Annotated in this window: 11 protein-coding genes; 10 read left to right on the top strand and 1 reads right to left on the bottom strand. The window is 58.2% G+C overall.

The window, feature by feature from the left end; genetic code table 11:
• Positions 1 to 89: 89 nt before the first annotated feature.
• Complete coding sequence (gene gltA, locus AC07S6_RS23305; protein ID WP_014717728.1) at positions 90 to 1,379, bottom strand: citrate synthase; 1,290 nt, start codon at positions 1,377 to 1,379, stop codon at positions 90 to 92.
• Between the two features lie 365 nt (positions 1,380 to 1,744).
• Here gltA and sdhC point away from each other — a divergent pair, with 365 nt between their 5' ends.
• From sdhC to brnQ, 10 genes are all read left to right on the top strand, one after another.
• A complete protein-coding gene (sdhC, locus tag AC07S6_RS23300; protein ID WP_014717729.1) occupies positions 1,745 to 2,119 on the top strand; it encodes a succinate dehydrogenase, cytochrome b556 subunit in 375 nt (124 codons plus the stop codon).
• Complete coding sequence (gene sdhD / locus AC07S6_RS23295) at positions 2,113 to 2,481, top strand: succinate dehydrogenase, hydrophobic membrane anchor protein (protein ID WP_003172805.1); 369 nt, start codon at positions 2,113 to 2,115, stop codon at positions 2,479 to 2,481. The genes sdhC and sdhD overlap by 7 nt, the downstream gene beginning before the upstream one ends.
• Positions 2,482 to 2,484: 3 nt before the next feature.
• Complete coding sequence (gene sdhA, locus AC07S6_RS23290; protein WP_014717730.1) at positions 2,485 to 4,257, top strand: succinate dehydrogenase flavoprotein subunit; 1,773 nt, start codon at positions 2,485 to 2,487, stop codon at positions 4,255 to 4,257.
• An 11-nt stretch (positions 4,258 to 4,268) separates the two neighbouring features.
• Positions 4,269 to 4,973 carry a succinate dehydrogenase iron-sulfur subunit gene (locus tag AC07S6_RS23285; RefSeq protein WP_003172807.1) on the top strand — a complete coding sequence of 235 codons (705 nt, stop codon included), beginning with the start codon at positions 4,269 to 4,271 and terminating at the stop codon, positions 4,971 to 4,973.
• A 262-nt stretch (positions 4,974 to 5,235) separates the two neighbouring features.
• Positions 5,236 to 8,067 carry a 2-oxoglutarate dehydrogenase E1 component gene (locus AC07S6_RS23280; protein ID WP_014717731.1) on the top strand — a complete coding sequence of 944 codons (2,832 nt, stop codon included), beginning with the start codon at positions 5,236 to 5,238 and terminating at the stop codon, positions 8,065 to 8,067.
• A 44-nt stretch (positions 8,068 to 8,111) separates the two neighbouring features.
• Positions 8,112 to 9,335, top strand: coding sequence for a 2-oxoglutarate dehydrogenase complex dihydrolipoyllysine-residue succinyltransferase (gene odhB, locus AC07S6_RS23275; RefSeq protein ID WP_014717732.1), 1,224 nt, complete (start codon positions 8,112 to 8,114; stop codon positions 9,333 to 9,335).
• A 99-nt stretch (positions 9,336 to 9,434) separates the two neighbouring features.
• A complete protein-coding gene (gene lpdA / locus AC07S6_RS23270; protein WP_014717733.1) occupies positions 9,435 to 10,871 on the top strand; it encodes a dihydrolipoyl dehydrogenase in 1,437 nt (478 codons plus the stop codon).
• A gap of 204 nt (positions 10,872 to 11,075) precedes the next feature.
• Positions 11,076 to 12,242, top strand: coding sequence for an ADP-forming succinate--CoA ligase subunit beta (gene sucC / locus AC07S6_RS23265; protein ID WP_003190011.1), 1,167 nt, complete (start codon positions 11,076 to 11,078; stop codon positions 12,240 to 12,242).
• Positions 12,242 to 13,123, top strand: a complete 882-nt coding sequence (sucD, locus tag AC07S6_RS23260) for a succinate--CoA ligase subunit alpha (RefSeq protein WP_003190013.1) — start codon at positions 12,242 to 12,244, stop codon at positions 13,121 to 13,123. The genes sucC and sucD overlap by 1 nt, the downstream gene beginning before the upstream one ends.
• Positions 13,124 to 13,551: 428 nt before the next feature.
• Positions 13,552 to 14,865: a branched-chain amino acid transport system II carrier protein gene (gene brnQ / locus AC07S6_RS23255; protein WP_014717734.1), complete on the top strand. Its 1,314-nt coding sequence runs from the start codon at positions 13,552 to 13,554 to the stop codon at positions 14,863 to 14,865.
• The last annotated feature ends 161 nt before the right edge of the window (positions 14,866 to 15,026 follow it).

Below are 15,026 nucleotides of genomic sequence, written 5' to 3'. Positions count from 1 at the left end.
TGCCTGCGATGACGGTAGATCAGGCCACACCAACAAAAACGGCCTCCACTAAGGGAGGCCGTTCTCAATGCAGCTAAGCAGTTGAATGCTTACTTGCGATCTTCCAGCTTGGTGATGTCACGCGACTCGTAGCCGGTGTACAGCTGGCGCGGGCGGCCAATCTTGTACGGGCTGGAGAGCATTTCTTTCCAGTGGGAGATCCAGCCCACGGTCCGCGCCAGGGCGAAGATCACGGTGAACATGCTGGTTGGAATGCCGATCGCCTTGAGGATGATCCCCGAGTAGAAGTCGACGTTCGGGTACAGCGAGCGTTCGATGAAGTACGGGTCGGTCAGGGCGATCTCTTCCAGGCGCATGGCCAGTTCGAGTTGCGGATCGTTCTTGATGCCCAGTTCCTTCAACACTTCGTCGCAGGTCTGCTTCATGACAGTAGCGCGCGGGTCGCGGTTCTTGTAGACCCGGTGACCGAAGCCCATCAACTTGAACGGATCGTTCTTGTCCTTGGCCTTGGCGATGAAGGTGTCGATGTTGGACACATCGCCGATTTCATCGAGCATGGTCAATACGGCTTCGTTCGCACCGCCGTGGGCAGGGCCCCACAGTGCGGCGATACCGGCGGCAATACAGGCGAACGGGTTGGCACCCGAAGAGCCCGCCAGGCGCACGGTAGAGGTGGAAGCGTTCTGCTCGTGGTCGGCGTGGAGGATGAAGATCCGGTCCATGGCCTTGGCGAGCACCGGGCTGATCGGTTTGATCTCGCACGGGGTGTTGAACATCATGTGCAGGAAGTTTTCCGCGTACGTCAGGTCGTTGCGCGGGTACATCATGGGTTGGCCCATGGAGTACTTGTAAACCATTGCGGCCAGGGTAGGCATCTTGGCAACCAGGCGGATCGCGGAAATTTCGCGATGCTGCGGGTTATTGATGTCCAGGGAGTCGTGATAGAAGGCCGACAGGGCGCCTACTACACCGCACATGACGGCCATCGGGTGGGCGTCGCGACGGAAGCCGTTGAAGAAGGTCTTCAACTGCTCGTGAACCATGGTGTGGTTCTTCACGGTGCTGACGAACTGGGCTTTCTGCTCGGCTGTTGGCAATTCGCCATTTAGCAGCAGGTAGCAGGTTTCCAGATAGTCCGACTTTTCAGCCAGTTGCTCGATCGGGTAGCCGCGATGAAGCAGAATGCCATTATCACCATCGATATAGGTGATCTTCGACTCGCAGGAAGCGGTCGACATGAAGCCTGGGTCGAAAGTAAAACGGCCCGTGGCCGTCAGGCCCCGTACGTCGATAACATCGGGACCAACGGTGCCGGTTAAAATGGGCAGCTCGACGGGGGCTGCGCCCTCGATGATCAACTGCGCTTTTTTGTCAGCCATGTGGCCTCCTATTTATGCTTCAAATCATCAGACAGACCCCCCACGCAGGGCCCGCACCACTATATTGATATAAATCCAGATGTCAATTTGCCTAAAGTCTTGCGCCAGAAGGCTTTAACCGTACTTTTTCGTCGAAATTGACTGCCATTTACGCCTTTTATCCCGCCAGCGCAATCAGCTATTAGGGTGAGGTGTGCGCGTTGTCATTAGTAACCTAACTGTCTATACTCGGCCACCGACCGCCAAGGGCTTTTGGGCTTGCTTTCATTGGGGGTCGCACTCCCTGGGTGGTGCTTACCTGACCAGTCGCACTCCCCAACAACTTTGCCCTGATTGTTAGGGGCTCTTCAGTGTGAAAAAAAGCCGTGAATAGCCAACGACCTGTAAACCTAGACCTAAGGACCATCAAACTCCCCATCACCGGCGTTACGTCGTTCCTGCACCGTGTTTCCGGCATCATCCTGTTCCTGGGCTTGGGCATCATGCTTTATGCATTGAGCAAATCCCTGGGTTCCGAGGAAGGATACGCCGAGGTGAAGGCATGCTTGACCAGCCCGCTGGCCAAGTTCGTAGCATGGGGCCTCCTGTCCTCTCTTCTGTATCACCTGGTAGCCGGTGTGCGCCACTTGATCATGGACATGGGCATCGGTGAGACGCTGGAAGGCGGCCGCCTGGGCTCGAAAATCATCGTCGCCATTTCCGTGGTGCTGATCGTTCTGGCAGGAGTTTGGATATGGTAACCAGCGTAACGAATCTGTCGCGTTCGGGCCTCTATGACTGGATGGCACAGCGTGTGTCTGCGGTCGTTCTCGCGGCTTATTTCATTTTCCTGATCGGATACCTCGTCGCAAACCCGGGCATCGGCTATGAGCAATGGCACGGCCTGTTTTCCCACAATGCGATGCGAATCTTCAGTCTGCTGGCCCTTGTAGCCCTGGGCGCTCACGCCTGGGTTGGCATGTGGACCATCGCGACTGACTACCTGACGCCGATGGCGCTGGGCAAGTCCGCGACTGCAGTACGTTTCCTCTTCCAGGCAGTATGCGGCGTCGCGATGTTCGCTTACTTCGTCTGGGGTGTGCAGATTCTTTGGGGTATCTGATTCATGGCTAACATTCCAACTATTTCATTCGACGCCATCATTATTGGTGGCGGCGGTGCTGGCATGCGCGCTGCGCTGCAGCTGGCCCAGGGCGGTCACAAGACTGCCGTGATCACCAAGGTGTTCCCGACGCGCTCGCACACCGTATCGGCCCAGGGTGGCATCACCTGCGCCATTGCCTCCGCCGACCCGAACGATGACTGGCGCTGGCACATGTACGATACCGTCAAGGGTTCCGACTATATCGGTGACCAGGACGCTATCGAATACATGTGTCAGGAAGGCCCGGCCGCGGTGTTCGAGCTGGACCACATGGGTCTGCCATTCTCCCGTACCGAGCAAGGCCGTATCTACCAGCGTCCATTCGGTGGCCAGTCCAAGGATTACGGTAAAGGCGGCCAGGCTGCCCGTACTTGCGCTGCGTCCGACCGTACCGGTCACGCGCTGCTGCATACCCTTTACCAAGGCAACCTGAAAGCCGGTACCACGTTCCTGAACGAGTACTACGCTGTTGATCTGGTGAAGAACGGCAAGGGCGAGTTCGTCGGTGTGATCGCCATCTGCATCGAAACCGGTGAAACCACCTACATCCGCGCCAAGGCGACTGTGCTGGCGACCGGTGGTGCAGGTCGTATCTACGCTTCTACCACCAATGCCCTGATCAACACCGGTGACGGCGTCGGCATGGCCCTGCGTGCTGGCGTACCGGTACAAGACATCGAAATGTGGCAGTTCCACCCGACCGGCATCGCCGGCGCCGGTGTACTGGTGACCGAAGGTTGCCGTGGTGAAGGTGGTTACCTGATCAACAAGCACGGCGAGCGTTTCATGGAGCGTTATGCTCCGAACGCCAAAGACTTGGCTGGCCGTGACGTTGTGGCTCGTTCGATGGTTAAAGAGATCATCGCCGGTAACGGCTGTGGTCCGAATGGCGACCACGTACTGCTCAAGCTCGATCACCTGGGTGAAGAAGTGCTGCACAGCCGCCTGCCTGGTATCTGCGAGCTGTCCAAGACCTTCGCCCACGTTGACCCTGTAGTTGCTCCGGTTCCGGTGGTTCCAACTTGCCACTATATGATGGGCGGCGTGCCGACCAACATTCATGGTCAGGCAATCACCCAGAACGCCGACGGCCAGGACGAGATCATCCATGGTCTGTTCGCAGTAGGTGAAGTGGCTTGCGTATCGGTTCACGGTGCCAACCGCCTGGGCGGCAACTCGCTGCTCGACCTGGTGGTATTCGGCCGTGCGGCCGGCCTGCACCTTGAGAAGGCGCTGACTGACGGCATCGAATACGATGACGCCACCGACGCCAACATCGAAGCGGCCCTGGCGCGTCTGAACGCTCTGAACGAGCGCACGGATGGCGAAGACGTGGCAACCCTGCGTCGCGAGCTGCAAAGCTGCATGCAGAACTACTTCGGTGTGTTCCGTACCGGCGAATACATGCAGAAGGGCATCGCCCAGCTGGCTGACCTGCGCAAGCGCATCGCCAACGTCAAGATCAACGATAAGAGCCAGGCGTTCAACACTGCTCGTATCGAAGCCCTTGAGCTGCAAAACCTGCTGGAAGTGGCTGAAGCAACGGCGATCGCCGCCGAGGTTCGTAAAGAATCCCGTGGTGCTCACGCTCGTGAAGACTTTGAAGATCGCGACGACGAAAACTGGTTGTGCCACACCCTGTACTTCCCGGGTGACAAGCGCGTAACCAAGCGTGCCGTGAACTTCTCGCCGAAGACGGTGCCGACGTTTGAACCGAAGATTCGGACTTACTAAGGGTGGCTGCCATGTTGAAAGTCAGTGTTTATCGCTACAACCCTGATCAGGACGCCGCGCCGTTCATGCAGGAGTTCCAGGTCGATACCGGTGGTAAAGACCTGATGGTGCTGGATGTACTGGCACTGATCAAAGAGCAGGACGAGGGTTTCTCCTATCGTCGCTCTTGCCGTGAAGGTGTGTGCGGTTCCGACGGCATGAACATCAACGGCAAAAACGGCCTGGCGTGCATCACGCCGCTGTCCGCCGTGGTCAAAGGCAACAAGCTGATTGTTCGTCCACTGCCAGGTTTGCCGGTTATCCGTGACCTGGTCGTCGATATGAGCATCTTCTACAAGCAATACGAGAAAGTTAAGCCATTCCTGCAGAACGACACGCCGGCTCCGGCCATCGAGCGTCTGCAGTCCCCGGAAGAACGTGAAAAACTCGATGGCCTGTACGAGTGCATCCTGTGCGCTTGCTGCTCGACATCCTGCCCGTCCTTCTGGTGGAACCCGGACAAGTTCCTGGGTCCAGCTGCGCTGCTGCAAGCCTACCGCTTCCTGGCAGACAGCCGTGATACCAAGACGTCCGAGCGTCTGGCTTCGCTGGATGACCCGTTCAGCGTATTCCGCTGCCGCGGGATCATGAACTGCGTCAACGTATGTCCTAAAGGCCTGAACCCGACTAAGGCCATTGGTCACATCCGTAACATGCTGCTGCAGAGCGGCGTGTAACTGACGTTGTAGTAAAAGCAGGACCGTTGTGCCCGTAAATGCTGCGGCGCAGGCTTCAACCGGCGCCGTAGTTTTAACTTGAGCAGCGACTTACAAAGCCGCGGCTCTTATTTTGAAGAAATGAGACAAGCAGGGGCATTCGGGTTGGTACCCGAACTATCAGCGTGATCCTAAGTGGCTTGTTTTGGTCGCTGCACTTGGCCTTTTGCAAGCAAACTCGGTGTTTTCGCCGGTGGTGTCCCCAAATCGAGGGTGACCAAGCATGCAAGAAAGCGTGATGCAGCGCATGTGGAACAGCGGCTATCTTTCAGGTGGTAACGCTGCCTATGTGGAAGAGCTTTATGAGCTCTACCTGCACGACCCTAACGCTGTGCCAGAAGAATGGCGCACCAAATTTCAGACGTTGTCTTCAGACGGCAACGCTGCCACCGATGTATCGCACGCAACAATTCGCGATCAGTTCGTGCTGCTGGCAAAGAACCAGCGCCGCGCCCAACCGGTTTCCGCCGGCAGCGTGAGCAGTGAGCATGAGAAGAAGCAAGTTGAAGTACTGCGACTGATCCAGGCCTACCGTATGCGTGGCCACCAGGCAGCCCAGCTTGACCCGCTGGGGCTGTGGCAGCGTCCTGCACCTGCAGACCTGTCGATCAATCATTACGGCTTGACCAATGCCGATCTTGATACGACCTTCCGTGCCGGCGACCTGTTCATCGGCAAAGAGGAAGCGAGCCTACGCGAAATTCACGAAGCGTTGCAGCAGACATATTGCCGCACCATCGGCGCTGAATTTACGCACATCACCGATTCCGAGCAGCGCCAGTGGTTCCAGCACCGCCTGGAAGGCGTGCGTGGCCGTCCGGTATTGTCCGCCGATGTGCGCGGCCACCTGCTGGAGCGCGTGACCGCGGCCGAAGGCCTCGAGAAATACCTGGGCACCAAATACCCAGGCACCAAGCGTTTCGGCCTGGAAGGCGGCGAAAGCCTGATTCCGATGCTCGACGAGCTGATCCAGCGTTCCGGTTCCTATGGCACCAAGGAAATCGTGATCGGCATGGCTCACCGTGGTCGCCTGAACGTGTTGGTCAACACCTTCGGCAAGAACCCGCGTGAGCTGTTCGACGAGTTCGAAGGCAAGAAGAAGGTCGAGCTGGGTTCCGGTGACGTTAAATACCACCAGGGCTTCTCGTCCAACGTGATGACCACCGGCGGTGAAGTTCACCTGGCCATGGCATTCAACCCCTCCCACCTGGAAATCGTTTCGCCAGTGGTCGAGGGTTCGGTACGTGCTCGCCAGGATCGTCGTAACGATTCCACCGGTGAGAAGGTTCTGCCAATTTCCATCCATGGTGACGCGGCATTCGCCGGTCAAGGCGTGGTCCTGGAAACGTTCCAGATGTCGCAGACTCGCGGCTTCAAGACCGGTGGTACCGTTCACATCGTCATCAACAACCAGGTGGGCTTCACCATCAGCAACCCGTTGGACGCGCGTTCCACCGAGTACGCCACCGACGTTGCCAAGATGATCCAGGCGCCGATCCTCCATGTGAATGGCGATGATCCGGAAGCCGTGCTGTTCGTGACCCAACTGGCTGTCGACTACCGCATGCAGTTCAAGCGTGACGTGGTCATCGACCTGGTTTGCTACCGCCGTCGCGGTCACAACGAAGCGGACGAGCCAAGCGGCACCCAGCCGTTGATGTACCAGCAGATCACCAAGCAGCGCACCACCCGTGAGCTGTACGCCGAAAGCCTGACCAAGGCCGGCGTGGTTGACGATGCGCGTGTTCAGGCGAAAGTCGACGAATACCGCAACGCGCTGGACAACGGCCTGCATGTAGTGAAAAGCCTGGTCAAGGAGCCGAACAAAGAGCTGTTCGTTGACTGGCGCCCATACCTGGGTCACACCTGGACTGCACGTCACGATACCTCGTTCGATTTGAAGACGTTGCAGGAACTGTCCGCCAAGCTGCTGGAAATTCCCGAAGGCTTCGTCGTACAGCGCCAGGTTGCGAAGATCTACGAAGACCGTCAGAAGATGCAAGCCGGTGGCCTGCCGATCAACTGGGGTTACGCCGAAACCATGGCGTACGCGACCCTGGCGTTCGAAGGTCACCCGATCCGCATGACCGGCCAGGACATCGGCCGCGGTACGTTCTCGCACCGTCATGCTGTATTGCACAACCAGAAAGACGCGGGCACCTACATCCCGTTGCAGAACCTGTACGAAGGCCAGCCACGTTTCGACCTGTACGATTCGTTCCTGTCCGAAGAAGCCGTACTGGCGTTCGAATACGGTTACTCGACCACCACGCCGAACGCGCTGGTGATCTGGGAAGCCCAGTTCGGCGACTTCGCCAACGGTGCCCAGGTGGTTATCGACCAGTTCATCACCAGCGGCGAGCACAAGTGGGGCCGTCTGTGCGGTCTGACCATGCTGCTGCCACACGGTTATGAAGGTCAGGGCCCTGAGCACTCCTCGGCCCGTCTGGAGCGTTACCTGCAATTGTGCGCCGAGCACAACATTCAGGTGTGCGTGCCGACGACCCCGGCGCAGATCTACCACTTGCTGCGTCGCCAGGTGATCCGTCCGCTGCGCAAGCCGCTGGTGGTGCTGACGCCGAAGTCGCTGTTGCGTCACAAGCTGGCCGTTTCGACCCTGGAAGATCTGGCCCAAGGTTCGTTCCAGACCGTGATTCCAGAGATCGATACGCTGGACGCCGCCAAGGTCACTCGCCTGATCCTGTGCAGCGGCAAGGTCTACTACGATCTGTTGGAAAAACGCCGTGCCGAAGGCCGCGAAGACATCGCCATCGTGCGTATCGAGCAGCTTTATCCGTTCCCGGAAGATGACCTCATGGAGATCATCGCGCCTTACACCAACCTCACGAACGTAGTGTGGTGTCAGGAAGAACCGATGAACCAGGGCGCCTGGTACAGCAGCCAGCATCATCTGCGTCGCAGCATCGGCAACCACAACAAGGCTTTGGTCCTTGAGTATGCCGGTCGTGATGCTTCTGCTGCACCTGCCTGTGGTTACGCGTCGATGCACGCCGAGCAGCAGGAAAAACTGCTGCAAGATGCTTTCACTGTTTAACGCCTTCGCGCTGACTGAAACCGAATTTTAAGGACCTACAGATAATGGCTATCGAAATCAAAGCCCCGTCATTCCCGGAATCGGTTGCCGATGGCACCGTTGCCACCTGGCACAAGAAACCAGGCGAGGCCGTCAAGCGTGACGACCTGATCGTCGACATCGAGACCGACAAAGTCGTTCTGGAAGTGTTGGCCGAAGCTGACGGCGTGCTGGGCGCAATCGTTGCTGAAGAGGGCGCTACCGTTCTGTCGAACCAGGTACTGGGCTCGATCGAAGAGGGCAGCGCTGCTGCCGCTGCTCCTGCTCCTGCCGCTGCTGCACCGGCTGCTTCTGCGCCTGCCGCACCGGCTGCGGGTGGCGAAGATCCAATCGCTGCACCGGCTGCGCGTCAACTGGCTGAGGAAAACGGCATCAACCTGGCTTCCATCAAGGGCACCGGCAAAGATGGCCGTGTGACCAAGGAAGACGTGGTTGCCGCAGTTGAAGCCAAGAAGAACGCTCCGGCTGCCGCACCTGCCAAGGCTGCAGCGCCTGCTGCCGCTGCGCCTGTGTTTGCCGCTGGCGACCGCACCGAGAAGCGCGTACCGATGACTCGTGTACGTGCCACCGTGGCCAAGCGCCTGGTTGAAGCTCAGTCGAACATGGCGATGCTGACCACCTTCAACGAAGTCGACATGACCGAAGTCATGGCCCTGCGTTCGAAGTACAAGGACCTGTTCGAGAAGTCCCACAACGGCGTGCGCCTGGGCTTCATGTCGTTCTTCGTGAAAGCGGCCACCGAAGCGCTGAAGCGCTTCCCGGCAGTCAACGCTTCGATCGACGGCGGCGACATCGTTTACCACGGCTACTCGGATATCGGCGTTGCCGTCTCCAGCGACCGCGGCCTGGTGGTTCCAGTCCTGCGTAACGCCGAGCTGATGAGCCTGGCCGAAATCGAAGGCGGCATCGCTGGCTTCGGCAAGAAAGCCCGTGACGGCAAGCTGACCATCGACGAGATGACCGGCGGTACCTTCACCATCACCAACGGTGGTACCTTCGGTTCGATGATGTCGACGCCGATCGTCAACCCACCGCAGGCCGCGATCCTGGGCATGCACAACATCATCCAGCGTCCGATGGCCATCAACGGCCAAGTCGTGATCCGCCCAATGATGTACCTGGCACTGTCTTACGATCACCGCCTGATCGACGGTAAAGAAGCCGTGACGTTCCTGGTGACCATCAAGAACCTGCTGGAAGACCCGGCTCGCCTGCTCCTGGACATCTGATAGAAGCAGTTGCACGTTGCGAGCTACAAGCTGTAGGAAAAAGCAGCTTGGCTTGCAATGTGTGACTAGAAGCTTGTCGCAAATAGAGGATCTATTTTCATGACACAGAAATTTGACGTTGTAGTGATTGGTGCAGGCCCTGGCGGCTATGTTGCCGCCATCAAGGCTGCGCAACTGGGCCTGTCCACTGCTTGCATCGAAAAATACACCGACAAGGAAGGCAAACTGGCGCTGGGCGGTACTTGCCTGAACGTGGGTTGCATTCCGTCCAAGGCGCTGCTGGACAGCTCCTGGAAATTCCACGAAGCCCAAGACGGCTTTGCGATCCACGGCATCAACCATGCTGGCGTGACCATGGACGTACCCGCAATGGTCGGCCGTAAAGCCAACATCGTCAAAGGCCTGACTTCCGGCGTTGCCACCTTGTTCAAGGCCAACGGCGTGACTTCCATTCAAGGCCACGGCAAGCTGCTGGCCGGCAAGAAAGTTGAAGTCACCAAGCCAGACGGTTCGGTTGAAGTCATCGAAGCCGAAAACGTGATCCTGGCGCCAGGTTCGCGTCCAATCGACATTCCGCCTGCTCCTGTTGATAACAACGTGATCGTTGATTCGACCGGCGCCCTGGAATTCCAGGCTGTGCCTAAGCGTTTGGGCGTCATCGGCGCCGGCGTGATCGGTTTGGAACTGGGTTCGGTATGGTCCCGCCTGGGTGCTCAAGTCACCGTGCTGGAAGCCCTGGATACATTCCTGCTGGCTGCCGACACCGCGGTGTCCAAGGAAGCGCTGAAAACCCTGACCAAACAAGGTCTGGACATCAAGCTCGGCGCCCGTGTTACCGGTTCCAAGGTCAACGGCGAAGAAGTCGTAGTGACCTACACCGATAAAGACGGCGAGCAGACCATCACTTTCGACAAGCTGATCGTCGCCGTGGGCCGCCGCCCAGTGACCAACGACTTGCTGGCTTCCGACAGCGGCGTGAACATCGACGAGCGTGGTTTCATCCACGTTGACGATCATTGCGCCACCACCGTGCCTGGCGTCTATGCCATTGGCGACGTGGTTCGTGGCATGATGCTGGCCCACAAGGCTTCCGAAGAGGGCATCATGGTTGTCGAGCGCATCAAGGGTCACAAGACCCAGATGAACTACGACCTGATCCCATCGGTTATCTACACCCACCCGGAAATTGCATGGGTCGGCAAGAACGAACAGCAGTTGAAAGCTGAAGGCGTTGAAGTTAACGTCGGCACCTTCCCGTTTGCCGCTTCTGGCCGTGCCATGGCAGCCAACGACACCGGTGGTTTTGTCAAAGTCATCGCTGATGCCAAGACTGACCGCGTATTGGGCGTCCACGTGATTGGCCCAAGCGCTGCAGAACTGGTTCAGCAAGGCGCGATCGGCATGGAATTCGGCACCAGTGCCGAGGACTTGGGCATGATGGTCTTCTCCCATCCGACCCTGTCCGAAGCGCTGCACGAAGCTGCGTTGGCAGTGAATGGCGGCGCCATCCACATTGCCAACAAGAAGAAGCGCTAAGCGAGATAATAAGAAACCACGGCGGAGTTGCCCGTCGTGAGCCTTGCGCGCAAGACTCACCGCGGAATATCCGCTGGACGCAGCCTTGCGCAGCTTTACGGGCCATAAGCCCCGCAAGTTGCGCAAGCAGCAGTCACAGGTGGCGCGGCACTCATAATGAGCGCAGCGCCGAATGCGCAGTACCTAACGAAGACGGTAAAAAGCATGAATCTTCACGAGTATCAGGGTAAGCAGCTGTTCGCTGAATACGGCCTGCCAGTTTCCAAGGGCTACGCAGTAGACACCCCGGAAGCAGCAGCAGAAGCTTGCGACAAAATCGGTGGCAGCGAGTGGGTTGTCAAAGCCCAGGTCCACGCCGGTGGTCGCGGTAAAGCGGGCGGCGTCAAGCTGGTTCGCAGCAAAGAAGACGCCAAGGCCTTCGCACAGCAGTGGCTGGGCAAGCGTCTGGTGACTTACCAGACTGATGCCAATGGCCAACCAGTCACCAAGATCCTGGTTGAATCGTGCACTGATATCGCTAAAGAGCTGTACCTGGGCGCTGTCGTTGACCGTTCGAGCCGTCGCATCGTGTTCATGGCTTCCACCGAAGGTGGCGTGGACATCGAGAAAATCGCTCACGAAACCCCAGAAAAAATTCTGAAGGCCACTATCGATCCACTGGTTGGCGCTCAGCCATTCCAGGGTCGTGAACTGGCTTTCCAGCTGGGCCTGGAAGGCAAGCAAGTTGCCCAGTTCGCCAAGATCTTCGTAGGTCTGGCCAAACTGTTCCAGGATCACGATCTGGCCCTGCTGGAAGTGAACCCGCTGGTGATCAAGGCTGACGGCGATCTGCACTGCCTCGATGCCAAGATCAACATCGACGCCAACGCCATGTACCGTCAGCCTAAGCTGAAGACTTTCCACGATCCGTCGCAAGACGATCCGCGCGAAGCGCACGCTGCCAAGTTCGAACTGAACTACGTAGCCCTGGAAGGCAACATCGGCTGCATGGTCAACGGTGCCGGCCTGGCCATGGGGACCATGGACATCGTCAACCTGCATGGCGGCAAGCCAGCCAACTTCCTCGACGTAGGTGGTGGCGCTACCAAGGAACGCGTTACCGAAGCGTTCAAGATCATCCTGTCCGACTCCAACGTCGCTGCAGTACTGGTCAACATCTTCGGCGGCATCGTTCGTTGCGACATGATTGCCGAAGGCATCATCGGTGCAGTGAAAGAAGTCGGCGTTAAAATCCCGGTTGTTGTTCGCCTTGAAGGTAACAACGCTGAACTGGGCGCTAAAGTACTGGCAGAAAGCGGTTTGAACATCATCGCGGCTACCAGCCTGACCGACGCTGCTCAACAAGTTGTCAAAGCTGCGGAGGGCAAGTAATGAGCGTCCTGATCAATAAAGACACCAAAGTTATCTGCCAGGGTATTACCGGTTCGCAAGGTAGTTTCCACACCCAGCAAGCCATCGAATACGGCACCCAGATGGTTGGCGGCGTAACTCCAGGCAAAGGCGGCACCGAGCACCTGGGCCTGCCCGTGTTCAACACCGTGAAAGAAGCAGTAGAAGCCACTGGCGCCACCGCCAGCGTGATCTACGTTCCAGCTCCTTTCTGCAAGGACTCGATCCTGGAAGCGGCATTCGGCGGCATCAAGCTGATCGTCTGCATCACCGAAGGCATTCCTACCCTGGACATGCTGGACGCTAAAGTTAAGTGCGACGAACTGGGCGTAGTCCTGATCGGCCCTAACTGCCCAGGCGTGATCACCCCAGGCGAATGCAAGATCGGCATCATGCCAGGTCACATTCACTTGCCAGGTAAAGTCGGTATCGTTTCCCGTTCCGGCACCCTGACCTATGAAGCTGTCAAGCAGACCACTGACGCCGGTTTCGGTCAGTCGACTTGCGTCGGCATCGGCGGTGACCCGATCCCAGGCTCCAACTTCATCGACATCCTGAAGCTGTTCCAGGAAGACCCGAAGACCGAAGCGATCGTGATGATCGGTGAGATCGGCGGTTCGGCTGAAGAAGAAGCGGCTGCCTACATCAAGGCACACGTGACCAAGCCGGTTGTTTCCTACATCGCTGGTGTGACTGCCCCTGCGGGCAAGCGCATGGGCCATGCTGGCGCAATCATTTCTGGCGGCAAAGGTACTGCAGACGAGAAATTCGCTGCACTGCAAGACGCAGGCGTTAAAACCGTGCGTTCGCTGGCAGACATCGGCAAGGCCCTGGCCGAGCTGACCGGTTGGGCTGTCAAGTAAGCCTCGCGCTTAGCTGACGCTTCACCACACAAAGGCCACCTTCGGGTGGCCTTTGTGCTTTCTGGGTATACCCAGATTTGGGGATGTACTCGGTTCAATGTGGGAGCTGGCTTGCCTGCGATGCGGACACCTCGGCGCATCAGCTATGCCCAGTCGATGCCATCGCAGGCAAGCCAGCGCCCACAGGGTTCTGTATTGCCCAATTAAGTATGAAAACGCGACATTCAAATGTCGCTTATCGGACAGTTCGCCCCGCAACAGTGCGTTTGTCAGCCTGATTCTGTACTCTAGCCGCCTCTTTATGCGTCCGCGTCCCAAAAGGAAGCTGCGCGCTAGACCGGTCGGTCCCCACAAGGGCCGGCAGCATTTCCCTCATCCATAGGGAAGCCCTCTCTAAATTCCGATTCAGTAGTGTGGTATTTCCTCAAATGAAAGTGTTGAAAAGCCAGGATATCCTGGCGCTGGGCTTTATGACCTTTGCCCTGTTCGTGGGCGCCGGCAACATCATCTTCCCGCCTATCGTGGGTTTGCAGTCCGGGCCGCATGTGTGGATGGCGGCGCTTGGCTTTCTGATCACCGCGGTCGGTTTGCCGGTGGTCACCGTGATCGCCCTGGCCAAGGTCGGTGGTGGCATGGACGCGCTGAGCAGCCCGATAGGCAAGATCGCCGGTGGCCTGCTGGCGGCAGCGGCCTACCTGGCAGTGGGCCCGCTGTTCGCGACCCCGCGCACCGCAACAGTATCGTTTGAAGTGGGCCTGGCGCCCTTGACCGGTGAAAGCCCGTTGGCGCTGTTCCTCTACAGCTCGGTGTATTTCCTGGTGGTGTTCTTTGTCTCCCTGTACCCAGGTCGACTGCTGGACACCGTGGGCCGTTTCCTGGCGCCGCTGAAAATCATCGCCCTGGCTATCCTCGGTATCGCTGCGTTTGCCTTGCCTGCGGGTGAAGTGGGTGTCGCCACGCCGGAATACGTTGCAGCACCGTTCTCCCAAGGCTTTATCAATGGTTACCTGACCATGGACACCCTGGGCGCCCTGGTGTTCGGCATCGTGATCGTCAACGCGATCCGCTCCCGTGGCGTCGAGTCACCCAAGCTGATCACCCGCTACGCGATCATTGCAGGGCTGATTGCCGGCGTGGGCCTGGCGCTGGTGTATGTCAGCCTGTTCCGCCTGGGCTCCGGCAGCCATGCCGTGGCCGCGGGTGCCAGCAATGGCGCGGCGGTACTGCACGCCTACGTGCAATACACGTTCGGCTCCCTGGGTAGTGGTTTCCTCGCCGTGTTGATTTCCCTGGCATGCCTGGTGACCGCCGTGGGCCTGACCTGTGCCTGCGCCGAGTACTTCAGCAAGATCCTGCCGCTGTCCTACAAGACCCTTGTGGTGATCCTGGCATTGTTCTCGCTGTTTGTGTCCAACCTGGGCTTGACCAAACTCATTGCCTTCTCGATCCCGGTACTGACCGCGATCTACCCGCCGTGCATCGTGTTGGTAGCCTTGAGCTTCTGCAAAGGGTTCTGGCAGGAGCAGGGCCGTATTGTCGGCCCGGTGATGCTGGTGTCGTTCATCTTTGGCTGCATCGACGCACTCAAGGGTGCAGGCCTGGCGGGTTGGATGCCTACGCAACTGGTAAACCTGCCGTTGAGCGAACAAGGCTTGGCGTGGCTGGTGCCGTCGGTGATGACGCTGGTCGGGGCCGTGGTGATTGACCGTATGCTGGGTAAGCGCAGCGAAGCCATCGCGTAACGCGCGGTTGAGCTCTACTGAAATGCCCCGTATCAAACGATACGGGGCATTTTTTTTGCGTATGAGGTTACATATTTCTAAACTTGTGAACCGGTAATGTGGGAGCGGGCTTGCTCGCGAATGCGGTGTGTCAGCAAACTAATATGCAGCTGGCACACCGC

This window comes from Pseudomonas sp. GW821-FHT07B01, from assembly GCF_059419065.1.
The sequence above is the reverse complement of the archived record's forward strand: the minus strand, read 5'-3'. Positions and strand labels throughout refer to the sequence as shown.